Source organism: Hymenobacter antarcticus (assembly GCF_039539545.1).
Classification (GTDB): Bacteria; Bacteroidota; Bacteroidia; order Cytophagales; family Hymenobacteraceae; genus Hymenobacter; species Hymenobacter antarcticus.
In genome coordinates, this window is record NZ_BAABDI010000039.1 from 1 (window position 1) to 23,103 (window position 23,103).

At 62.8% G+C, this 23,103-nt stretch carries 18 protein-coding genes and 1 pseudogene; 8 read left to right on the forward strand and 11 right to left on the reverse strand.

Annotated features, from left to right (window positions below):
* Together ABD819_RS19375 and ABD819_RS19380 are read left to right on the forward strand one after the other, a co-directional pair.
* Window positions 1–111, forward strand: a pseudogene (locus tag ABD819_RS19375) (IS481 family transposase); the annotation flags it as partial.
* A 118-nt stretch (window positions 112–229) separates the two neighbouring features.
* Window positions 230–1,687, forward strand: a complete 1,458-nt coding sequence (locus ABD819_RS19380; RefSeq protein WP_345127084.1) for an amino acid permease — start codon at window positions 230–232, stop codon at window positions 1,685–1,687.
* A gap of 99 nt (window positions 1,688–1,786) precedes the next feature.
* On the opposite strand, the gene ABD819_RS19385 is transcribed toward ABD819_RS19380, so the two are convergent.
* Window positions 1,787–2,263, reverse strand: a complete 477-nt coding sequence (locus ABD819_RS19385; RefSeq protein WP_345127085.1) for a hypothetical protein — start codon at window positions 2,261–2,263, stop codon at window positions 1,787–1,789.
* A gap of 200 nt (window positions 2,264–2,463) precedes the next feature.
* On the opposite strand from ABD819_RS19385, the gene ABD819_RS19390 reads away from it, so the two are divergent.
* The 3 genes from ABD819_RS19390 (at window position 2,464) to ABD819_RS19400 (ending at window position 7,368) form a co-directional block, all read left to right on the forward strand.
* Window positions 2,464–3,165, forward strand: a complete 702-nt coding sequence (locus ABD819_RS19390; protein ID WP_345127087.1) for a hypothetical protein — start codon at window positions 2,464–2,466, stop codon at window positions 3,163–3,165.
* A gap of 738 nt (window positions 3,166–3,903) precedes the next feature.
* Window positions 3,904–4,626, forward strand: a complete 723-nt coding sequence (locus ABD819_RS19395) for a GAF domain-containing protein (protein WP_345127089.1) — start codon at window positions 3,904–3,906, stop codon at window positions 4,624–4,626.
* Between the two features lie 168 nt (window positions 4,627–4,794).
* The gene (locus ABD819_RS19400; RefSeq protein WP_345127090.1) at window positions 4,795–7,368 is read left to right on the forward strand and encodes a type IA DNA topoisomerase; all 2,574 of its coding nucleotides are present in this window, start codon (window positions 4,795–4,797) and stop codon (window positions 7,366–7,368) included.
* Window positions 7,369–7,383: 15 nt separating this feature from the next.
* Here ABD819_RS19400 and ABD819_RS19405 read toward each other — a convergent pair whose 3' ends face one another.
* Entirely contained in the window at window positions 7,384–9,249 is a 1,866-nt protein-coding gene (locus ABD819_RS19405; protein ID WP_345127091.1) for a prolipoprotein diacylglyceryl transferase family protein, read from the reverse strand.
* Between the two features lie 214 nt (window positions 9,250–9,463).
* Window positions 9,464–10,939, reverse strand: a complete 1,476-nt coding sequence (locus ABD819_RS19410; RefSeq protein WP_345127092.1) for an SDR family oxidoreductase — start codon at window positions 10,937–10,939, stop codon at window positions 9,464–9,466.
* A 184-nt stretch (window positions 10,940–11,123) separates the two neighbouring features.
* Here ABD819_RS19410 and ABD819_RS19415 point away from each other — a divergent pair, with 184 nt between their 5' ends.
* A complete protein-coding gene (locus ABD819_RS19415; protein ID WP_345127093.1) occupies window positions 11,124–11,981 on the forward strand; it encodes a DUF2911 domain-containing protein in 858 nt (285 codons plus the stop codon).
* Window positions 11,982–12,099: 118 nt separating this feature from the next.
* Here ABD819_RS19415 and ABD819_RS19420 read toward each other — a convergent pair whose 3' ends face one another.
* From ABD819_RS19420 to ABD819_RS19445, 6 genes are all read right to left on the reverse strand, one after another.
* On the reverse strand, window positions 12,100–12,669 hold the full coding sequence (locus ABD819_RS19420; protein ID WP_345127094.1) for a hypothetical protein: 570 nt from the start codon (window positions 12,667–12,669) through the stop codon (window positions 12,100–12,102).
* Window positions 12,670–12,727: 58 nt separating this feature from the next.
* Window positions 12,728–14,086: a M28 family peptidase gene (locus ABD819_RS19425; RefSeq protein WP_345127095.1), complete on the reverse strand. Its 1,359-nt coding sequence runs from the start codon at window positions 14,084–14,086 to the stop codon at window positions 12,728–12,730.
* Window positions 14,087–14,298: 212 nt separating this feature from the next.
* The gene (locus tag ABD819_RS19430; RefSeq protein ID WP_345127096.1) at window positions 14,299–15,240 is read right to left on the reverse strand and encodes an enhanced serine sensitivity protein SseB C-terminal domain-containing protein; all 942 of its coding nucleotides are present in this window, start codon (window positions 15,238–15,240) and stop codon (window positions 14,299–14,301) included.
* Between the two features lie 131 nt (window positions 15,241–15,371).
* Window positions 15,372–15,803: a cytochrome c gene (locus ABD819_RS19435; RefSeq protein ID WP_345127097.1), complete on the reverse strand. Its 432-nt coding sequence runs from the start codon at window positions 15,801–15,803 to the stop codon at window positions 15,372–15,374.
* Window positions 15,804–16,499 carry an SCO family protein gene (locus ABD819_RS19440; protein WP_345127098.1) on the reverse strand — a complete coding sequence of 232 codons (696 nt, stop codon included), beginning with the start codon at window positions 16,497–16,499 and terminating at the stop codon, window positions 15,804–15,806.
* A 3-nt stretch (window positions 16,500–16,502) separates the two neighbouring features.
* Window positions 16,503–16,940 carry a hypothetical protein gene (locus tag ABD819_RS19445; protein ID WP_345127099.1) on the reverse strand — a complete coding sequence of 146 codons (438 nt, stop codon included), beginning with the start codon at window positions 16,938–16,940 and terminating at the stop codon, window positions 16,503–16,505.
* A 296-nt stretch (window positions 16,941–17,236) separates the two neighbouring features.
* Here ABD819_RS19445 and ABD819_RS19450 point away from each other — a divergent pair, with 296 nt between their 5' ends.
* The gene (locus ABD819_RS19450; protein WP_345127100.1) at window positions 17,237–18,229 is read left to right on the forward strand and encodes an aldo/keto reductase; all 993 of its coding nucleotides are present in this window, start codon (window positions 17,237–17,239) and stop codon (window positions 18,227–18,229) included.
* Between the two features lie 111 nt (window positions 18,230–18,340).
* Here ABD819_RS19450 and ABD819_RS19455 read toward each other — a convergent pair whose 3' ends face one another.
* Window positions 18,341–20,680 (reverse strand): ATP-binding protein, encoded by a 2,340-nt coding sequence (locus ABD819_RS19455; RefSeq protein ID WP_345127101.1) that lies wholly within the window; start codon window positions 20,678–20,680, stop codon window positions 18,341–18,343.
* 507 nt (window positions 20,681–21,187) lie between these two features.
* The gene (locus ABD819_RS19460; RefSeq protein WP_345127102.1) at window positions 21,188–22,636 is read right to left on the reverse strand and encodes a DNA integrity scanning protein DisA nucleotide-binding domain protein; all 1,449 of its coding nucleotides are present in this window, start codon (window positions 22,634–22,636) and stop codon (window positions 21,188–21,190) included.
* Window positions 22,637–22,832: 196 nt separating this feature from the next.
* On the opposite strand from ABD819_RS19460, the gene ABD819_RS19465 reads away from it, so the two are divergent.
* Window positions 22,833–23,096, forward strand: coding sequence for a hypothetical protein (locus ABD819_RS19465; RefSeq protein WP_345127103.1), 264 nt, complete (start codon window positions 22,833–22,835; stop codon window positions 23,094–23,096).
* Window positions 23,097–23,103 lie beyond the last annotated feature (7 nt).

Below are 23,103 nucleotides of genomic sequence, written 5' to 3' on the forward strand. Positions count from 1 at the left end.
AAACGGCTCAAGGGATTGACACCCTACGAATTTGTTTGTGCGGAATGGCGGAAAAATCCTAGTAGCTTTATTCGAGAACCGACCCACCATACTCCGGGACCATACACCTAGGCGGTCTGACCGGTTGAAGAGACAATTATACCTGAACGATACGGCGCCAACGACAACCGGTCAGACCGCCTAGGGCGGTCAGACCGGGGCGAATGCCCTTTTTTCACACAACCTATTCATGCTTAAAAAATCATTAGAGCTGCTTCGATTGGAAGCGGCTGAAACGGGGGCGAATACCCTCAAGCGTACCCTCAACGGCGTTAGCCTCATTGCCATCGGTATTGGGGTGATTATTGGAGCGGGTTTATTCTCTTTAACCGGGATTGCGGCGGCTAATAACGCTGGGCCGGCCGTCACGCTTTCCTTTATTGTCGCGGCGGTGGGCTGCGCTTTCTCGGCCCTGTGCTACGCCGAGTTTGCCGCGATGGTGCCCGTTTCGGGTTCGGCCTACACGTATTCTTACGCCACCATGGGCGAGCTGTTCGCCTGGATTATTGGTTGGGACTTGGTGCTCGAATACTCGGTGGGGGCGGCCACGGTGGCCATCAGCTGGTCGCAGTACCTCATCAAATTCCTGAGCAAATACGGCCTGCACATTCCGGCGCAGCTAGTAATGTCGCCCTTTGAAAAGGCCACGCTGGCCGATGGCAGCACTGTTTCGGGCTATGTAAACGTGCCGGCCATGCTCATCGTGCTGGCCATTACGGCCGTCGTCACGCGGGGCACTAAGGGCTCGGCGTGGTTCAATGCGCTGGTGGTGGCCCTGAAAGTGTCCGTGGTGCTGGTGTTTATCGCGCTGGGCTGGCAGTACATCGACCCGGCCAACTACCAACCCTACATTCCGGCCAATACCGGCACGTTTGGCGAGTTCGGCCTGAGCGGGATTTTGCGCGGCGCGGGCGTGATATTTTTCGTCTTCATCGGCTTCGACATCGTGGCCACGATGGCGCAGGAAACCAAGAACCCGCAGCGCAATATGCCCATTGGCATCCTTGGCTCGCTGGCGGTTTGCACGGTGCTGTTCGTGCTGTTCGGGCACGTCCTCACGGGCCTGGCCAACTATACGGAGTTCAAGAACAGCGCCGCGCCGGTGGCCATTGCCATCGAGAAAACGCCCTACGCCTGGCTTTCGTCGGCGGTGATATTGGCCATTCTCATCGGCTACACGTCCGTGATTCTGGTGGATTTGCTGGGGCAGTCGCGGGTGTTTTTCGCCATGTCGAAAGACGGGTTGCTGCCGCCGGTATTCTCCCGGCTGCACCCGAAATTCAACACTCCATTTCAGTCCAGCTTGCTCCTGGGGCTATTTATCGCGCTGTTTGCGGGCTTCGTGCCCATCTCCGTGGTGGGCGAAATGACGAGCATCGGCACGCTGCTGGCCTTCGTGATGGTGTGCCTCGGCGTGCTCATCATGCGCAAAACCAACCCCGATGCGCCCCGGCCGTTCCGCACGCCGTGGGTGCCGCTGGTGCCCATTCTGGGCATGCTCGTGTGCCTCGTAATGATGGCCTCACTGCCCTGGGAAACGTGGTTGCGGCTCATTGTGTGGCTGGCGCTGGGCATGATTATCTACTTCGGCTACGGGAAGAAGCACAGCAAGCTGCGGCAGGCACAGGCGGGGAACCTCACCCCCTGACCCCCTCTCCTGCGGAGAGGGGGCACCGGTCATGCCCCTATCGAAAACCGTCTGGCTCCCCCTCTTTTTTGGAGAGGGGGCCGGGGGGTGAGGTTACCCTCAATGCGTAGTCAGCCCGTTCGCGTCCAAATCATCCGCATCCCGCAGGCGGAACAGGCTGCCTTCCAGGTCCACGATGGTATCGGCGCGGCCGGGGGTGGGGGTGGGCGGGCTGGGGCGCTGGGCCTGCTTATAGACATCGACGGCCCCGTGCGCGGCCAGTGCGGCGCGGGCCCGGTTGGCGTGGTCGTTGGTGGCGGCCAGCACGGTTAGCACGGCGCTATCGGCGTGGGTGGCGGCAATGTGGGCCTGGGCGTCGGCGTTCTCGTTGCCGGCGAACAGGTTGGTGAAAAACCGTACCACGCCTTCCTCAAATGATTCGGCCGGGGCATTGGTTTCGGGGATGTGCTGGGCCCGGAGGGTGTCCTGGGTAGCCAGGTTCAGGGAGCTGCGCTCGAAGCCGGACGCCAGCAGCTGCTCAATGGCCTGCTGGGCTTCGATGGTGCTGTTGAATAAGCCTACGACGGTCTGGGCCATGATGCGGGAGGGGAAATATCGGGTGACGGGAGACAAGTGCCCACCCACCTACCGGGGCGGAACGGGGGCGGTGTAATGGGGTGCGCCGCTGCCTTCGGTACGGCCCGGTCTCCGGCAAGTTGCGCCGGGCCGGGCGGTAGGGAATCCGGAAATCCGCCCTACCTTTTGCCCATACTTCACCTAACCCCCACACCTACTGCATGGCCCAGCCCAAATACGCTGCCCGTTTCGAGAATTTCTTCGCCAACCTGCGCCTCAACCGCGACCAGTTTGCCGACATGGCCGCCTTCACGCTGCAAGCCCTGCAGGAAGGCAAAACCGCCCACAAAGCCGTGGCCGACCCCCTCGAAGTGGCCCTCACCGACTACCGCGCCACCCACACCAGCCAGCTGTCCGGCGAAGGCCAGGCCAGCACCATCACCCTGGCCCAGGCCCTGGCCGACTTCAAGGCCTACGTGAAAAAGACGGAGCGCAAAGTCATCATCCCCGCCTACGACGAGGGCAGCCCCGACCTGCTGTTCATCTTCCCCAAGGGCCGCTCGGGCCTCACCAAGCGCAACCAGACCGAGGTAGAGGATGCCTTCACCGCCTTCCTCGACGCCCTCGATGCCCGGCCCACCGCCTTCACCTCGCCCGTGCGCACCGAGGGCCGCGCCGTGCTGGCCGCCCTCTCGGCCGCCCTGAAGCGCGCCGATGGCATGGCCAAAACCGCCGGCACCCAGCGCATCGACCTGCACGACGGCCGCGAGGCTACCTGCGTGGCCCTGTTCCGCGCCTACGCCACCCTGCTGGCCGAACACGCCGAAAAGCCGGGCAAAGTGGCCCCGTTCTTCGACTTCAGCAACGCCCTGATTTCTAAATCCGGCGGCCCCAAATTGCCTAAATCCGCCAAATCCGCTTAAGAAACTTGCGTTTCTTAAGGAGTAAAAAAGCCCATGGTACGCGTATATCATGGGCTTTTCCACATCCGGAGCCATTGCTCCGGTCTGACCGCCCTACAGCAGTTTCCAAGTCCATGTACAGAGTTAAAAGTTGAGAGTTAAAAGTTAAAAATCAGACGTATTGGGTTTTAACTTTTAACTCTCAACTTTTAACTGTTTTAAAAAATGTACACTGACTCGGAAACTGCTCTAGGCGGTCTGACCGGTTGAAGAACCCCCGATTTTGCCCTCCCGACGACCGGTCGGACCGCCTGGGACGGTCAGACCGGAGCAACGACCCCAGATGTGGGTAAGGACAAGGGTACGCGCGTACCACGGGCTTTTTCGTGCCAAAACGGGCTTGGTACGCGCGTACCAAAGGCTGCGCCGTGCTGCGAAAGCAGTAGTGCGCGCGTCCCACCGGCTTCGCACGGTGGGAGAGGAGCAGTACGCGCGTACTGAGGGCTCCGCGCCGTTGAAATGCTCGTGGTACGCGCGTACTACGGGCTTCGCCGTACCGAAACGGGCCTGGTATGCGCGTACCCCGGTCGGTAAACATTTTCGACTACGGGTGGCGCGGTAGAGCCGGGGCAATCACCTTGTTTAAATCAGCTTGTCTGCGAAACTCACAAGTCCTTAATCGGGGCCACCTACTTTTGTCCTCTTCCCGCTGAACCATTGGATAGCCAGAACAGTTGGACGCTCAATTACCGAATTTCCATGAAAAATACCTTATATCCCGACCTGATTCCATCATACGAACACGAGCGCCTGGCCGCGCTGAAACCGTATCAGGTGCTGGGCACGCCGGGCCAGGGCCCCTTCAATGAATTCGTGAGCGTGGTGGCCAAGCTCTTTGATGTGCCCATCGCCCTGATTTCGCTGGTGCGCGAAGACGACGTCGTGTTCGTCGGCAACGAGGGCATGCCCGAAGCCTCCATCGTGCCCCGCGAAGACAGCATGTGCTCGGTGGCCATTCTCAACGATGGGCTCACCGTGTTCGAGGACATCCCGGCCCAGCCCTGCACCCTGGTCAACCCCTACGTAGCGCAGGATATGCGCCTGGGCTTCTATGCCGGGCAGGCCCTGCGCACGCCCAATGGCCAGGCCCTGGGCAGCCTCTGCGTTATCGACCGCCGCCCCCGCCGCCTTTCCCCGGCCGAGGGCGAGCTGCTGACCCAGCTGGCCCTGGTGGCCCAGGACCTGCTGGCCCTGCAAGCCGCCAACGCCACCGGCACCGCCCTGACGCCCGCCCTGCAAGTCCGCCTCGACGGCCTGTTGCAGCAGTCGCTCACCCGCCTCCACACCCTGGCCGAGCTAAACGCTATGGACCACGCCCCCGATGCAACCGATGCCGAGCGCTACACCGCTTCCCGCCTCGACGAGGCCACCTACCTGGCCCAGACCCTGCACCGCGAGCTGCAAGCCGCCCTGGTAGCATAAGCTTTAGCTTGTGCCGAGCGGAGCGAGTACCACCCGAGGCCGGGTACTCGCTCCGCTCGTCACAAGCTTTCGCTTACACGACAGTGCAATCGACCTTTTTGCGCCGTATTTTTGTTGATTCCAGACGCCGAAATCAATCTGCGTAATCCGATTAATCAGCGAGAATCAGTGATAGTTTGCATTGCCGAAAAGCCCAGCGTGGCCCGTGAAATTGCCACCGTGCTGGGTGCCACCCGCCGCATGGACGGCTACATGGAAGGCAACGGCTACCAGGTGACCTGGACCTTCGGGCACTTCTGCCAGCTCAAGGAGCCCGACGACTACCAGCCCGAATGGAAGCGCTGGAACCTGCACAACCTGCCCATGATTCCGGACTCGTTCGGCATCAAGCTCATGCGGCGCGACGAGGGCGTGGTGAAGCAGTTCAACACCATTAAAAAGCTGGTGAGCGAGGCCACCGAAGTCATCAACTGCGGCGATGCCGGGCAGGAAGGGGAGGTGATTCAGCGCTGGGTACTGATGGAGGCCAAGTGCCGCAAGCCGGTGAAGCGCCTCTGGATTTCGTCGCTGACCGAGGAGGCCATCCGCCAGGGTTTCCAGAATCTGCGCGAGGCTAAGGAATTCGACAGCCTCTACCAGGCCGGCAAGAGCCGCGCCGTGGGCGACTGGCTGCTGGGCCTGAACGCCACCCGCCTTTTCACCCTCAAATACACCACCTACCAGGACAAGCAGCTGCTCAGCATCGGGCGCGTGCAAACCCCCACGCTGGCCCTGCTGGTGGAGCGCTGGCACGAAATCCAGAACTTCCGGCCCGAGCCCTACTGGGTACTGCGCACCGAGTACCGGGGCACGATGTTCAGCCACATGGCCGCGCCCGACAAGGCCAAAGACGCCGACGCCGCGCCCGACAACAAGGCCCGCCTGCGCGCCCTGGGCTATTTCGTGACCGAGGAGGAAGCGCAAGCAGCGCTGGAGCAGGTGCGTCCCGCCCCGCTGCGCGTGACCGACGTGGAGATTAAGAAAGGCCGCGAGTCCCCGCCCCGCCTCTTCGACTTGACCTCGCTGCAAGTGCAGTGCAACAACCAGCTGAGCCTCTCGGCCGAGGACACGCTGAAAATCGTGCAGGCGCTGTATGAGAAGAAAGCCGTGAGCTACCCGCGCGTCGATACTACGTTTCTGCCCGACGACCAGTACCCGAAAATCCCCGGCATCCTGCGCGGCATCGGCTACGACGCGCTGACCAAGCCGCTGCTGGCGACCAAGATTCCCAAGACGCCCAAGGTTTTCAACAACAACAAAGTCACCGACCACCACGCCATTATTCCGACCGGCGCGGCGGGCCCCGGCGGCGGCATGGAAACCAGCGTGTACGACATCATCGCGCGCCGCTTCATCGCCGCTTTCTACCCCGACTGCGAAGTGAGCAACACCACCGTGCTGGCCGAAGCCGCTGAGCGCCCCTTCCGGGTGCGCGGCCGCCAGATTCTCAACCCCGGTTGGCGCGTAGTCTACGGCAACCCCGAGGAGCAGCAGGCCCCGAAACCAGCCCAAGCACCAAGCACCAACAACCAAGCACCAGAAGAGGACGACGCTGTTTCCACCGTGCTGCCCAGCTTCGTAAAAGGTGAAAGCGGCCCCCACGAGCCCCGCCTCGACAGCAAAACCACCCAGCCGCCCAAGGACTACACCGAAGCCACGCTGCTGCGCGGCATGGAAACCGCCGGCCGCAACATCGACGATGAGGAGCTGCGCCAGGCCATGAAGGAAAACGGCATCGGCCGCCCCAGCACCCGCGCCGCCATCATCGAAACGCTGTTTAAGCGCAACTACATCAAGCGCGAAAAGAAGCGCATTATCCCCACACCCACGGGGGTGGAGCTGATTGGCCTGATTCGAAATCCGACCCTGAAATCGGCGGAGCTCACGGGCCAGTGGGAGCACAAGCTCCGGCAGATTGAGCGCGGCGAGCTGTCGTCGGAAAACTTTCTGGGCGAGCTAAGCAGCCTGGTGCGCGAGATGGTGCAGGAAGTGAAGCAGGACAACCGGGGCCGCATGGTAACCTCGGGCAGCGCGGAGTTGGAGTTAAAAGTTAAGAGTGAAGAGTTAAAAGTTGGGGACGGAAAAAGCAGAACTAAAACTCCTAACTCTTCACTTTTAACTTTTAACTCACCACCCCCCGGTGGGGGGCTCGGCTACTGCCCGGCCTGCAAAACCGGCCACGTCGTGCGCGGCAAAACGGCCTTTGGCTGCGTGCGCTTCCGCGAAGGCTGCACCTTTCGCCTGCCCGCCGAAATCCACGGTAAAAAGCTCAGCGACCCGCAGGTGAAAGCGCTGCTGGCCAAAGGCCGCACGCCCATACTGAAAGGCTTTATCGGGGCCGAGGGCCAGAAGTTCGACGCCGCCATCGGCCTCGATACCGCCTTCCAGCCCATGCTGCTGCAAGTGGCCGACAGCAAGCCCGGCGCGGCCCCCGAGTCGGGCCAGATTCCGTGTCCGGTGTGCAAGCTCGGCACCATGCTCAAGGGCAAAGCGGCCTACGGCTGCTCCCGCTTCCGCGAGGACTGCCAGTTCCGGGTGGCCTTCGAGTGGGGTGGCAAAGCCCTCACCGAAACGCAGCTCAAGCAGTTGCTGCGGCGCGGCGAAACGGGCGTGATTAAAGGGTTCCTCTCGGGCAAAACCGGCAAGAAGTACGATGCCGCGCTGAAGGTGGAAGAGGGCCGCGTGGTGCCGGTGTTTGGGTAAGCCGGGGCGGTGTGCTCAGCGATTAATCCGATAATTCAGCTTCAGGCTAAAGTTGTTGTGCCGGCCCAGGTCGGTGGCGTAATAGGGCTCCAGGCTAAGGTCGGAACGGCCGGGCAGGCGCAGCAGGGCACTCACAAAGCCCAGGTTGGAAGTAGGCTGATGGGGCGAGTGGGCATACCCGACCAGCAGGCTGGGGCCGTCATTCATGCCCAGACCCGAGCCCAGCCCGAAGCGCGTGGTGTAGGCCCCCAGCGCGTTTTCGGCTCCGTAGCAAAAATCGGCCTGCCCAAATAGCACTGACGGCTTGCCCATTCGAATCATGACCTCCGGCATCAGCCAGGTACCTTCCTGCGAATTGCCGTCGTCGAAGTAGCTGAAGTAGCCCAGGCTGCCCATGTGCAGGCCAAATCGCAGGTCGCGGGTGAGCCAGCCATCATCCCGGTGGGCTTGCTTGAAGATGTGCACGTCGACCAGGGGCCGGCGCATGGTCGTGTCGCGGTCGGTGATGGACATGGAGCCGCTAGAGCCGTCGGGGTCGGGCAGGGGCTGCATGGCAATGCGCTGCTCGCCCACCCACACCCCGCCGCCCCAGGTGCTGCGCGAACCCGATGCCCGCTCTGTTTCAACCGCCACCTCACCGCCCACCGCCCGCACGCCCTGCTGCAAGGCCAGCCGCTGGCTGCCGCTACACCCAGAGTTGCTGTAGAGGATATCCTGCTCCACCTCGTGGTGGTTGCCCAGCACGCCCCCGGTCAGAATGGTGGTGCGCCGGGGGCCCGTGCTGTCGGCCAAAGGGCGTTGGGGAGCCGGGGCCTGCGCGGTGGTCAGCAGCACGGCCCCGGCCAGCACCAGGCTGAGTGGCAGGCCCACCAGGCGCGGGCCCCCGACGTGCAAAGTGGCCAGGGCGGCACTGGCTTCGGCCACCAGCACCGTCAGCAGCAGGGCGCGCACCACCAGCATCTCAGGCAGCGTGAGGGCGGAGCGACCCAGCAGGGCCGTGAGGACCAGCATGGCCAGCACCACGGTCAGGGTGCGCCCCGGCCCCGCTACCACAGCAGGCTCCGCCGGGGCCAGGGCCGTGGTCGGGCCGCTCCGGCGCACGCGCCAGGCCCACGCGCCCAGCAGCAGCAGCCCCACGGGCAATAGCACCAGCTGCAAATCCAGCCAGTGGCCGCCCAGCCCCGCATGCACCGTGCCCGCCACGGGCTCGCCGGCCGGGTCGCGCCAAAAAGTCTGCGCGAAGCGCCCCAGCAGCAGCAGGCTCCCTTGCAGCAGTAGCCACGAGCCCACCGGCCAGCGCCGCCGCCGCACGGCCAGCAATACGCCGGCCACGGCCGCGCACAGCAGCAGGGCCAGCAGCTGCGTGGGCACTATCGGCAGGCTGTGGGCCGCCGTGGTCGGCAGCAGCCCCGCCTGCACCTGCGCCGCCCACGGCAGCGTGCCAGCGGCATAAGTCAGCCCCCACGCTTCGGTAGTGGGCAGCCCAAAGCAGCAGCCCGTGAGCACGCAGCCCACGCACTGCACCACCAGCGCCCCGCACAGCGGCAGAGCCAGGGCATCGAGCACCGCCCACCCGAGGCCCAGCCAGCGCCGGAGCGCCAGCACGGCCAGCGTGGCCGCCAGGCCGCCGCCCAGAATGGAACGGGCTGAGCCGGTGTGGGCATCGCTGAACAACACGCTGCCCCATTCCCCCACGGGATGGGTAATCAGCTTGGTGCCCAGAATGAGGGCTAAGCTGCCGGCCGCCACCAGCGTCAGCCAGGGGCGTAGCGGGAAGCCCCGCCGCCAGCCTTCCACCAGCAGCAACAGCACATTGGTGAACGTGGCCAGCAGGTAAAACGAGGTGTAGTAGTCGTGGTCAGGCGCGTAGGGGAGGGTCATGGGCAGTTGCAGTGGGGCGGGCTCCGCGAATTAGGAAGCCCAAACCTACCAGCCAACGCCGCCTGCGTGCAACACGAACTTTGGTGTTATCAGACTTCTATCTACTGTAGAATACAGGTGTAAGATGTTGATAATTAAATTTGAACACCTGAAAAATCAGGCGTTTCAATGTCATCAGACTCCACCAGTCCGACCAGCCCGACTGCCTGCCCGATTACGCCACGGCCGATTCTCCATAATGCACCAGATTCTTCACCATTCCCTTGAAAATGATGCCGTGGAAGGGCAGCACCGCATACCAGTACAGCCGCCCGGCCAAGCCGCGCGGGCGGTAGGCGGCCAGCTGCTCCACGGCGTGCGTGCCGTCGGGTTGGTCCAGGATGCGGAATTGCAGCCAGGCCTCGCCGGGTAGCTTCATTTCGGCATAGAGCAGGAGGCGATGGCTGGCTTTGTCGGCCACCAGTACGCGCCAGAAATCGAGGGGGTCGCCGGCGCGCAGGCGGCTGGGCGAGCGGCGGCCCCGGCGCAGGCCCACGCCGCCTACCGCCTTATCCAGCAGCCCCCGGATACGCCAGAGCCAGTCGGTTTTGTACCAGCCCCGGTCGCCGCCGATGCGCCAGATATTGTCCAGCACCTCCGCCTCCGGCCGGGTGAAGGGCAGGAGCTGACGGTCGAAGAACATGCCGTTTTTGGGAATCTGAATGGCATCCATGTAGTTCTGGCGCATGGTGCCGGAGCTCAGCGCATCGGACCAGGAGCTCACGACTTCGTTCTGCTCGATGCGCTGGAAGGCCAGCGCCAGGGCGGCCCGATAGTTCATGCACGCGTGCGGAATCACGGCGCTGATGCTGTTTTTCGGGTCGCAGATGGTGTCGTTCTTCAAGCTCTCGACCAGGCTTTGGGCCAGGGAAAACGTGGTGCTCGTGACCAGATACAGCCACCACGACGAGAGCCGGGGCGTGAGCACGGGCACCGTCACAATCCAGCGTTTGTAGCCGCGCTCGGCGGCCAGCCCCAGCAGCATCTCACGGTAGGTGAGCACGTCCGGCCCGCCCACATCGAAGGCCCGCCCCAGGCAAGCCGGGTTGTCCAGCACTTCGGTGAGGTAGAACATGATGTCGCGGATGCCGATGGGCTGGCAGCGCGAGTTCAGCCAGCGCGGGGTCACCATCACGGGCAGCTTCTCGACCAGGTCGCGAATAATTTCAAACGAAGCCGACCCCGAGCCGATGATAATACTGGCCCGCAGCACCGTGAGCGCGGCTTTGGTGGCTTGGCCCAGCACGTTTTCGACGGCACGGCGCGAGCGCAGGTGCAGGCTCAGGTCGTGGTCGTTGGCGATGCCGGAAAGGTAGATGACCTGCCGGGCGGTGGTGGTATCGAGGTACTGGATAAAGTTGTGGGCCGACTGCTGCTCCTGCTGGAAAAAGTCTTCACTGCCGCCACTCATCGAATGCACGAGGTAATAGGCCGCGTCGATATCGGTGGGCGTGGCGGCCAGGGTGCGGGGGCGCAGCAGGTCGCCTTTGGTCACCGTTACCTGGGCGTGCTGGGCCTCGGGCAGCGTTTCGGGCAGCGAAAAGCGGCGCGGGTCGCGCACGAGACAGACTACGTCGTGGCCGGCGGCTACCAGCAGGGGCAACAGGCGCTGGCCAATGTAGCCGGTGGCCCCAGTGAGAAGGATTTTCATGCGGCTGATGGGGAATTGCTGGGAAAAACGTCCTGCTGAGTTGAGCTTGTCGAACCGAAGGTCGGCGAAGCCAGGCAGGACGTGCTTATTTCTCAACGGTTAAGGTTCGTGGTTGTTTCCGGCTGCTGGGTAAATGCGCCCGGCAACTCCCGCAGCCTCAGTCGCCACGCAGCATCTTTTCCCCATGAAACATGTCCTGCAACTCCTCGCCGCCGGCCTGCTGCTGGCCCCCGCCGCCCAGGCCCAAACCAAGCTCACCATTCCCCCGTTGAGCCCGGCCACGCACATTCGCCAAAGCTTCTCCACGTCGTACATCGACCTGACGTATTCGCGCCCCTCGCTACGGGGCCGGGTGGCTTTCGGCAACCTCGTGCCCAACGGCACGGTGTGGCGCACGGGGGCCAACACCATCACCAAAGTGCGGTTTGGGGAGGAAGTGAAAATCAACGGCCATGCGGTGCCGGCCGGCGCTTACGCCCTGCTCGCCATCCCCGATGCCAGGGAGTGGACCTTCATCCTGAACCGCGACACGGCCCAGTGGGGCACCTATGAGTACAAGCAGGCCCTCGACGTGCTCCGCGTGAAAGCCAGGCCCACCAGGCTGGCGGCCGCCGTCGAAACCATGTCGCTGACCGTGGAAAACCTCCGGCCCGCCTCCGCCGACCTCGTCGTGACCTGGGACCGCACCCAGGTGGCGCTGCCCATCGTAGCCGACCCCGACCGCATCGTGATGGGCCAGATTGAGCAGGCCATGCAGGGCGAAAAGAAGCCCTACATCACCGCCGCGCAGTACTACTTCAACACCGGCAAAGACCTAACGCCCGCCCTGGGCTGGGTCGACGAAGCCATCAAGGCCAACCCCAGCTACTACGGCTACTATTGGAGAGCCAAGCTGCTGCAGAAGCAGGGCAAAAACAAAGAAGCCATCGAAGCCGCCAATAAGTCGTTGGAACTGGTGAAAGCCGATAAAAACGACGTGTCGCGCACCGAGTATATGCGTTTGAACCAAGAGGTGCTAGCTGCGGCTGGGGCGAAGAAATAAGCGGCGCTATTTCCTCTTCAGTGAGTCAAACAGGCTCCGTGCAATTTTGCACGGAGCCTGTTTGACTCACTGAAGAGCGACATGGAAGAAGCGGCACTATTAGCGAAAAGGCAACGGGCTACTTGAGTTGTGTGAGATGGCTGGTGCAGCGGTTGTATTCCTGCACTAATTTAATCAGGTTCGCCTCGCTGAATTTCCCCGTGATGGCGGGTGCCGACGTGCAGTCGCTGAAAAGACTGGTCAAGTCACTACGGAACGTATTTGCCTGCAACAAGTAAGGCGGACGGGTCAGATTCGCCGTGGATTCGACGTAGTAATACAGTAATGAAAATTGATTGGAATAGACTTCGTCCGTATTATTAGTGAATAGATTGTAGGAACTGCGATACAGGTTGGCCTGGCCTTGCGCTAATGGCTCAAGCAGCAGGCGTAAGGTATCGCGGCGCATGGTGGGCAGCATTTTTCGCACCACGTACTTCTTGCCACCCGTCAGGCCAAGTCCGCGCAATAGCTTTACCGAGTAGAATGCCTCGGCAGCGGTTTTTCCATCCGTGCGGAAGATAACCCCACGGGCCACCGTACTACGCGTGGGCGCCACCAACAAGCCGCGGAGGGTATCGCCCCGTTGCAGCACCAGATAGCCCGGTTGAAACCGCTGCTGCGCCTGTACCGCAGAAAAAGGTGCCACCCCAAATAGCAAAAACAACAATACTGAGTAACAGCGCATGTCCAGTTAAATTAGTCAATTATCGTCCCACCACCGGCAGCACGGCCACGCTCTCGTGCCCGGCGGCATCCACGCTGGCCACGCCGAAGATGAAGTTGTCTTTGCTGATGGGCAGGTCGGCGGTGGTGCCGGCCATGGGGTAGCGCTGCTGCCACTGGGGGGCGCTGGTTTCGCGCACCAGCACCACGTAGCTGGCGGGCTTGGGGCCGGTGGCGGGGGCCTGCCAGCGCAATTGGGTGCGGTTGGTGAGGTCGGCGGTGAGGACTTCGACCTTGGTCGGGGCGGCGGGAGCCAGGGCCAGGCTGGCCATGGTGGCGAGGTTGATGCCGGCGTTACGGCGCAGGTAAGCGAAATCCACGCCTTCGGTTACGTCGCCGTAGGCGCGGCCTTTTTCGGTGCGCAGGTCCTGGTGCTGGTGGGTGTAGTCCTCGTTCATCTCGGTGAAGCGGACGGCAGCGAAGCCCTGCTGATTGAACGGCGTGTGGTCGCCGCCGCGCAGGAACCGGTCGGGGCGGTATTCAAGCACGACCTGGTGGCCCTTGCCATAAAGCTGCCCGGTGCGCTGGGCATAGCGGGCCAGCTGGCGGCTGATGCCATCGTTCTCGGAGCTGAGCTGGCGGCGCTGCTTGGCCTGCTCCGGCGTTTCGTTGGCCGGCACGCCTTCGCTGAACACGCGTAGCCGCGTGGCGTCGTTGATGACCGGGTCGAAGCCGTGGGAGTTACCCACGATGTCGTTGTTGAGCATGGCAATCAGGTTCCAGCCTTCTTTTTTGGCGCGCTCGGCCAAATGTCCCGAGCCGTAGAGGCCCTGCTCTTCGCCCTGCACGGCCACAAACTTGAGGGTGCAGGGGAATTTCTGGCCCGCCAGCACCCGTGCCAGCTCCATCACCAGCACGGTGCCGGAGCCGTCGTCGTTGGCCCCGGGGGCATCGGCAGTGGCGTTCATCACGTCGCTCACGCGCGAGTCGATGTGGCCGCTCACCAGGATAATTCGGGTGTCGGTGGGGTCGGTGCCGGGCAGGGTGGCCAGCACGTTGGCCATGAGCACGGGCTTGTTGATGCGGCGGCCGTCAGGCTTCACCGTGAAGGTGTCCATCTCCACAATCAGGCGGCTGCCCCCGGCTTTGCTGTATTTCAGGAACTCATCGCGCACGTAGTTGCGGGCCGCGCCGATACCCCGGGTGGGGCTCTGGGTGTCGCTCAGGGTGTGGCGCGTGCCGAAAGAAACCAGCTTGCGAATATCCGCTTCCAGGTTTTTGGCCGAAATTTCATCGACCAGCTTTTGGATTCGGGGGTCGGCCGGCGGCAGGAGCGGGGCGGGCTTGGTTTGGGCCAGCGCGGCGAATGGCGCGAGGAGTAGGAGTGCAGCGAGTTTCATGCGGGGAAGGTAGGGATGATAGATGGAAGCCGCTTGTGACTCCCCTCCTTACCAAGGAGGGGATGTTTGGCTGAAAGCCAAATGGGGGTGGTTGTGGGCGCAGGCACTATTTGGCAGAAAAAACCACTGCCGGTGCATTCGCCACAACCACCCCCGTTTCAGCTGTGCTGAAACATCCCCTCCTTGGTAAGGAGGGGAGTCTATTGTTGTGTTTATTTCTTATAAAACGGCTCAATCGTGCGGAAATACGGGTTCACGCCTTCGTCCGACGTCTTATCCAGCAGCATCAAATCCACGAACTGGAAGCCGGTGGTGCGGCCTTCGAGCACGGGGCCGAGTTCCTGCATGAAGCTGGGGTCGGGGCTGGTGCTTTCGAAAGCCAGCAGCAGGCGCGGCACCTCGGGGTTGGCGTCGAGCTGCATCTGGGCCAGGAAGGCGGTTTCGATGTGCGGCTGCGTGGCGGCCCAGGCCGCAACGGCCTCGGCCACGGCCGTGGGGTAGTCGGCGGGCTGGCTCAGCAGCACCTGGGCATCGCCGCCGGCGGGCGAGAGCGGGCCGGTGAGCTGCCCGGCGAGTAGGGCGGCCAGCTCATCCTTGGGCAGGATTTTGCCGGCGGGCGAGAAGGGATTCAGGACGCAGTCCTGGCCCTGCACCATGTTGAAGAAAGCGTGGCCGGGCAGGCGCACGTAGGGCATGGGGTTGTTTTCCACGCCGCCATCGGTGAGGCGGGAAGGCGAGGAGAAGATGGGCAGCTTGCCATCGGCGAGGATTTGGAGCTGAATTTCCTGGCCTTCGGCGAGGATTACTTCGCCGGGCTCAATGCCTTCGGCGGGGGCCAGAATCATCAGAATTTCTTCCTGCAACAGGGCCTGGTAGAACGCGGGACGGGCGTTTTCATCGGTGGCGGCCAGCAGCAGGAGCTGCTCCAGCACGTTCTCGGGCTCGAAGGGGAACGGCTCGGGCTGGGGCGGCATAAAGTCCGATGGCATCATGGGAATGCCGGGTTCGGGTGGGGCCGTGAATTTGGCTCCCTGGTAGCGGGGGCCATCGGGGGCCGGCCTGGCGGCCGGCGTGCCGGCTGGCGTGCCGGCTGGCGTGGTGGGGGTGGCCGGAGCGTCGCCGGGTTTATTTTTCAGGAAATCAAACAGGCCCATAGGAAATGAGAATACGAGTGGAGTTGGACGCGCAATCTACGGCAAAAAGCGCGGTTGGCAGGGGTGAAATGGACGAAAATGCGGTATCCAGAACGTTTTAGCATGAGCTGCATGACGTTCCGCAGGGCCTGTCAATGGCGGTGCGGCTCGGCTGCGGGCGGCACCCGGCAGGAATCCAGCGCCGTTTGCACGTCGCGGATGGTGCGGGGCTTGCTCTCGTTGCCCCAGTGGCTTTCAATGTAGTTCAGCAGGTTGGTGAGCTGGGCGGTGCTCATGGTTTTGTTGCCGGGCATAATGTTGTGGTAGCCAATGCCGTTCACGACAATGACTTCGTTCTGGCCATTGCGCAGCAGGCAGGGCAGCTCGGCGCGGTGGTCCACCAGGTAGTCGGACCCGGCGATGGGCGGGATAAGGCGCGCGAGGCCCTGGCCCTGCTCGCCGTGGCAGCTGGCGCAGTGCAGGGCATACAGCTTTTCGCCCTGGTGGCGGTTGTTGCTGAAGCAGCCGGGCAGGACGGTAATCAGCAGCGCCACCAGGCCTAAAATGAGCGAGCGGGGCGGCATCTACTTCGTGGCTACGCCCGATTTGCGGGCATCAATCTCGGCCAGCAGGATGGGCAGCTCCACGAAGAGACGCTCTACTTCCTTGGCATTGAGGCTGTCGTAGAGGCCGCGGATGTGGCCCTGGTCATCCACCAGCGCGAAGGTGCCGTTGTGGGCGAACCCGCCGGGGGCCTGCTTATCGGGCAGGGCGGCGGTGAAGTAGGATTTAGCCAGCTGAAATACCGTGTCCTTGGCCGTGGGCTCGCCGTGGGCCCCGGTGGTAGCAAAGTGCCAGCGGGCCGCATCCGTAATGCCCAGGCGCTGGGCGTAGTCCTTGAGCACCGGAATGGTGTCGTGGGCCGGGTCGATGGTGTGCGAGAGGAAGACGATGCGCGGGTCGTTGGCGTACTTGGTGTACACTTTCAGCAGCTCGCCCTGCATTTTGGGGCAGATGCCGGGGCAGGTAGCGAAGAAGAAATCGGCCACGTAGGCCTTCCCGGCAAAGGTTTGGTTGGTAATGACCTGCCCGGCCTGGTTAACGAGGCGGAAGCGGGGCACGGTGGCAAACACGGTGTCGGCAGGCCCACCATCGGCGCGGGGGCGCACGTCGCGCTCGCCCATAATGGGCAGCTTGGCGGCCTCCTTCGGGGGCTCGGTGCAGGAAGTGGTGAGCAGGGTGGCGGCCAGCGTGGGCAGCAGCAACAGGCGTTTGAGCATGATTTACTTAGAAGAAGCGGGGTGCTGACTGATAAACAGCGCAGCCGAGTCTATCGTTGCGCGGTACTGCCGCCGCACGCCGGCCAGCACCTGCTGCTGCTGCTCGAAATAGGCCAGGCGGGCGGCGGGCGTGGCCGTGCTGTCGGGCGCTTTGTACTGGTGCATCCAATCCATCATCGCGGCATCGGCGGCCAGCAGGCCCCGCACGTAGGGAGGGGCGGCCGGGGAGTGGGTGGCCGAAATCCGGGCCTTGAGCGAATAGAGCTGGTCGGTTTGGGCCATCAGTGAATCGTGGCGGGCCATGACGGCCATTTCGGCGGCGGCGGCCGGAGTGGGAGGGCCCTGCTCGGCAATGGGCTTATCGGGGGCGGCGCAGGCGGCGAGCAGCGCGCCGATGGCCATCAGGGCCCCGCGAAGGGCATTTGTGGGAATGTTTTTCACGACCCAAAGGTACGTTCGACGGGCGGGCCGCGCCGTTGGGGTGGAGGGTAGGAAAGGGAGGAGGTAGCTTGGAAAAAGGGTGAAAATCAACACAGCAGTCACTTTCGGGTTGGTGTAAGAAGTTAAAAGTTGAGAGTTAAAAGGTAAAATACCGATAGCATGAATTTTAACTTTTAATTCTCAACTTTTAACTCCTTACAAAGACACCAGAACGACGCTGGTTTCAGTCAGTTTTAAAGGCTTGTGCGTAGTACCCGACGCACGCTATTTCTTCCACCTGCTTCTTTTTCTGACTTATGAAAACCCGCCAACTGGGCCGCTCCGGCCCCACTGTTTCGGCCCTCGGCTTAGGCTGCATGGGCATGTCCGACTTCTACAGCGGCCAGGACGATGCCGAAAGCACCCGCACTCTGCACCGCGCGCTGGCGCTGGGCGTTACCTTTTTCGATACGGCCGACATGTACGGCCCCTACAAAAACGAGGAGCTGGTGGGCCGGGCCTTCCAGGGCCAGCGCGATAAAATTATTCTAGCCACCAAATTCGGCATTCTGCGCGACCCGAACGACCCCACCAGGCGCGGCATCAGCGGCCGGCCTGAGTACGTGAAGGCCGCCTGCGAAGGCAGCCTCAAGCGCCTCGGTACCGATTACATCGACCTCTACTACCAGCACCGCGTGGACCCGGCCACGCCCATCGAGGAAACCGTGGGGGCCATGAGCCGCCTCGTGGAGGAGGGCAAAGTGCGCTTCCTGGGCCTGAGCGAGGCCGCGCCGGCTACCGTGCGTCGGGCTGTGGCGGTGCACCCCATCGCGGCTCTGCAAACCGAATACTCGCTGTGGAGCCGCGAGCCGGAAGATGAAATCCTGCCCACTATTCGGGAGCTGGGCGTGGGATTCGTGCCGTATTCGCCGCTCGGCCGGGGCTTTCTCACGGGCCAGATTAAGCGGTTTGAGGACCTCGCGGCCGATGACTACCGCCGCAACACCCCCCGCTTTCAGGGCGACAACTTTCAAAAGAACCTCGACCTGGTGGCCCGCATCAATGACCTCGCGGCCCAAAAGCACTGCACCGCCAGCCAGCTGGCCCTGGCCTGGGTGCTGGCGCAGGGCGAGGACGTGGTGCCCATCCCCGGTACCAAGCGCGTGAAATACCTGGAAGAAAACCTGGGCGCGCTCGAAGTCAGTCTCTCGGCCAGTGAGCTGGCTCAGCTCGACGAAATAGCCCCTAAGGGCACCGCTGCCGCCGGCATGCGCTACCCTGAGGCGATGATGGCCTCCGTGAACGGGTAAGACGGTCTGGCGATTCGGGTAGAACGTGTACCCCGAATTTCCAATTCGGCCGCGCGAACGAGTTGTTTGCGCATCGTTCAGGCGGCCGAATTGGAAATTCGGGGTACACGTTCAGCGGGTCAGTAGCTGCACCAGCTTGGCGTAGAGCTCGGCTTCCTCGAAGGGCTTGGCCAGGCAGTCGTCCATTCCGGCGGCCAGGTAGCGCAGGTGGTCGGTGCGGAAGGCATTGGCGGTGAGGGCCAGCACCGGGAGATGGGCCCGCGCCGGCTCGGGATGCGCCCGGATAAGGGCCACGGCTTCGAGCCCGCTCATGCCGGGCATCTGAATGTCCATCAGGACCAGGTCAAATTCCTGCTGCTCGAACTGCTCCAGGCCTTCGGGGCCGCTTTCGGCTTCGGTTACCACCACGCCCCAGGCCTGCATGGTCCAGGAAGCCACCATGCGGTTGATGTCGTTGTCTTCCACCAGCAGCACCCGCACGCCATGCAGGGCGCCGGTATCTAAGACGTCGGTGGCCATGGTCGCATCAGCCAGCGTGGCTTTGGGCAGAGGCAGCGTGAACGCGAAGCAGCTGCCCTGCCCGGGCGTGCTTTCCACCGTCAGCGAGCCGTTCATCTGCTCGACCAGGGCGCGGCTGATGCTCAGGCCCAGGCCCGTGCCGCCAAACAGGCGGGTGGTATCGGCGTAGGCTTGGGTGAAGCTCTCGAAAATGCGGGCAATGACATCGGGCTGCATGCCCATGCCCGTGTCCGTCACCCGGAACTGAATGGTGAGCGTATCGGCCGTTTCGCTCAGCAGCTCGCCTTCCACTTTCACGCGCCCACCGGTCGGCGTAAACTTGATGGCGTTGCTGACCAGGTTTATCAGAATCTGATTGAGTCGGTGCGCGTCGCCCTGCACCACCGGGTAAGGGCAGCTCACACGCAGGGGCGTGCCTTCGAAGGCAATGCCTTTCTCCTGAGCTTGCAGGGCCAGCGGCTGCACGGCCTGCTGCATCGAATCGCAGAGGTTGAATGATGCGATGCTGAGCTCCAGCTTGCCGGAGGTGATTTTGGCCATGTCCAGCACGTCGTTCAGCACGGCCAGCAGGTGCTGCCCCGAGCTGCGAATGATGCGCAGGTACTCCTGCTGCTCGGGGGTGAGCGGGGTTTTGGCCAGCAGGTTGGCCACGCCCAGCACCCCGTTCATGGGCGTGCGGATTTCGTGGCTCATGTTGGCCAGGAAGTTTTCGCGGGCCTGCACGGCGGCTTCGGCGGCCAGCTTGGCGCGCTTCATTTCCTTGCCGGCCAGCACCCGTTCCGTGATGTCGTGGGCGTGCGAGACGATGTAGGGGGCCTGGCCGGGCTCGCGCACCACAAAGTTGTGGTAGAGCAGGTAGCGCAGCTCCTCGGTACCGCGGGGCACTACGCGCAGTACGCCTTCTTCTTCGCCTGAGGCCGCGATGCGGGTGAGGTAATCGGCAAAGGCGTCGCGGTCTTCGGGCAGCATGTGCGCCGTGACGGACATGCCGGGCATGGCGGCGGGGGCTTCGCGCAGCAGCTTGGCCAGGGCCGGGTTCACGCTGAGCACGGTGCCCTGCATGTCGCAGGTGCCGATGAGGGCCTGGCCGTAGTGCATGAGGTCGCGGTATTGCTTTTCGCTGCGCTCCAGTGTTTGCTGAGCCCGCTTGAGGTCGGTGATGTCGGTGCTCACCCCCAGCACATGCACCGAGCCATCGGAGCGGCGCAGGGGGCGCTTCACGGTGTAAAACCAGCTGGTGCTGTCGTCGGCCAGGGTGAAGGACTCTTCCCGGGCCATTTCCTGGCCGGTGGCCCGCACCTGGGTATCGATGGCGGCGTAGCGGGCCACCTCGGCCAGGCTTTCGGGGGTGGGGGGCACGGGCTTGGCAAAGGGAGAGGCCTCCACCAGATTCAGCATGGCCTGATTCTGGAAAACCAGCTTCTGCTCGGTGTCCCGCACGAACACCACCGTCGGAATGGTGTCGAGCACCTGCTGCATAAATTCCTGGTGCTCGCGCAGCTGCTGGCGGGCAGCTTCGCGCTCGGTGACGTCGGAAAAATACAGGTTCGCGTAGCTGCCCTGCTCAAAGGGCACGATGCACACGTCGAAAATACGTGCGCCAACTATTACTACTTCCCGGTGTTCGGCCCCTTGGGCGAGGGCCGCCTGCACCCCCGTTCGCAGCTGGCGTTGCGTGTGCACCTGCTCGGCACGCGCCATACCGAGGCCCAGCCGCCGGGCCGCCGCGTTGGCAAACTGCTGTTGCAGGTTCGCCCCAATGCGCACGATGGGGTTGGGGTTCTCGTCGCGGAGGCGGTTCAGGGATTCCACCTGCTGCTCGGCCTGGTGGGCGCGGTCCAGGGCTTCGGTCAGCTCACGGATACGCTGCTTGGCAGCAGCCAGCGCCGACGAATTATCAAGGCTGGTAAGAGACGGAGAAGAAGGACGCATAGCGAGCGGCACAATGGAAGTGGTCAAGCTAATGTAGCTGATGTTGCGCGGTAGTGGTTTCTGCTTTGGCGTTTTTTAGGTGCTTCGCGAAGCAATATTTAACCAACAGCTGGAAACCAGGTACTTCCTGAAACACAGGCCACGAAACTTGCCTGCGTAACAACCCTACAGCAGTTTCCGAGTCAGTGTACATTTTTGAAAACAGTTAAAAGTTAAGTGGTTTGGAGGAATTGTTTTGTCATTTTAGAACGTCATGCTGAGCTTGTCGAAGCATCTCTACCGCTTCGTTGTCGGCCCTGGCGAAGCGGTAGAGATGCTTCGACAAGCTCAGCATGACCGTCTTTTTGTAAAATCAATTTTATCGAATTACTTAAAACCCAATATGTCTGATTTTTAACTCTTAACTCCCAGCTCTTAACTCTGTACATGGACTTGGAAACCGCTGTAATGCAACACCTACGCCCGTGGAGCCACTATCGGCCGTAGCCGTCGGCCCCGGATTCGGCCCTAGCTGGGCAGCAGGTCAATCCAGCCATCCTCGCTCACCACCACGGCCAGCACCGGGTACTGGCTGCTGTTGACGTAGCGCAGCGCCGAATTGTAGCGCGAGCCCCGCGAAGAGTCGCCCTTCTCCGTAGCCAGGCCGTCGAGAATAGCCCCGATAGCGTGGCACACGCCGTTGGGCTCGATGAGCACGGCCCCGTCGATATTCGTAACCAGGCGCAGCACCGAGGGCGTCATAATGCGCGGTACCACCCGGAAACACTGGCGGGTGAGGCGGCGGGCTTCGTGGGCCGCCCCGGTGCTGATGACGAGGATGGTGCCATTGGGCTGGGTACTGGCCTTGCGGGCCAGGTCCCAGAGGTAGTCAATGCTGTCGTCGTTGAGGTTGGGGAATATGCGAGCGGCCACGCGGATGAAGTTGTCGGCGGCCACGCGGCCCTGGGGCAGGCGGGGGGTATTGCTCACCACCCGCATCAGCACATGGCCGGCGTGGCTCATTTCCCAGCTGTAGTGATTGGTGAAGTGAACCGTGCTAAGCGGCTCAAATTGAGTGTCTGACTCGGGCACCAGCTGCCCCAGTCCAAAGACGTGGGACGCATCCGAAATCAGGGCCGTGTGGCCTTCGCTCAGCTCCAGCAGCTTGCGGATGGACCGGTGGTCGCGCATGGGCACCGGGGTTTCCAAAGTCAGCACCGGCACAATAGCGGGGTGCAGGCGGCGGCTCACCAGCATGGTCCCGATGCCCTCGTCGCCCTCGTGGCGCAGGGCGGCCACGCCGTTGCAGGCATCGTACAGGCCGTGGGTGCCGGCGGGGGCCACGCGCAGCATCAGGCGGCGGCCGGCCGAGCGCAGCAGCTCGTTGTGGTCGCGGTCGAGCACGGGTTTGTCGTTGTCGGCCGTGTCGGCCTCGCGCAGGGCGCGGGCACAGTCGTGCAGAAACTCAATAATTGCGGCGTGGGGCAGGTTGGAGGGGCGGCCATTGCCCGGCTTGGGCAGCGCGAAGTATCCATCGTAGCAGTCGGCCGCCACCTGCAGCACCACCGTCACCAGGTAGCCCTGCAGGCTCACGGGCACCGAGCAGAAGGAGCGCCGGTTTTCCTGGCGGCTCGTGGTGAGTTCGGTCAGTGTCGTTTCGGTGGCCTGGCACACCAGCTCGTACCAGTGCTGCTTCTCCGAGCGGTCGTGGTCGTTGGGGTGCAGGTGGTACACGGAGCCCTGGGGGCCGGCGTTGGCTTCGAGAACCGCCGCCCGGGCTTTTACCTGGGTGAAATCGCCGGGCTGGTAGCGGGTCGAGGAAGGCTCCACGACTACCGCGCCGGGCTCGTTCGATTCTTTGGCCGAGGCAAAGCCCAGCAGAAAAACCTCGGGCCGCAGGCTGCGGTCGAGCAAATTAAAAACGCCCTCGGCAAAGAGCTGGGCAGAAACTCGGAATAGGCTTTGGTGTTCCCACATGGGCAATTTCAGGACGGCCAGACCCCGCTGCGGGCCCGACTTCGCCCCGAACTACGGAAAAATCGAACGGATAGTGGTATCGCGAAACAAAATTACCTGGTAGCCGCTTCCCTCTGTGCCATAAATTTTGTATCTTCGGACCTGCATCAGCCGGCCGCAGCAGCCTCTCCCTCACGCCCCCAACTCCCATAAGCCTATGCTCTTCATCGACATGCTTTTTGTGGTGGCGCTGGCCATTTCCTTTATCCCGATTCTGACCGGCTATTGCGCCCACAGCCGTGGCCGCTCATTCTGGCTGTGGTTTGCGCTGGGTTGGCTGCTGCCGCTGGTTTCTTTCTTTCTGCTGTTCGCCCTCATCGCCCGCGACGAGCTCAACCCTGGCCGCCGCCTGCTGGCCGAAGCCCGCCAAATCCTGCGCGAAGCCGAACAGCGGGCCAAAGCCGCCCGTATCAAAAGCTGAAAAAGTA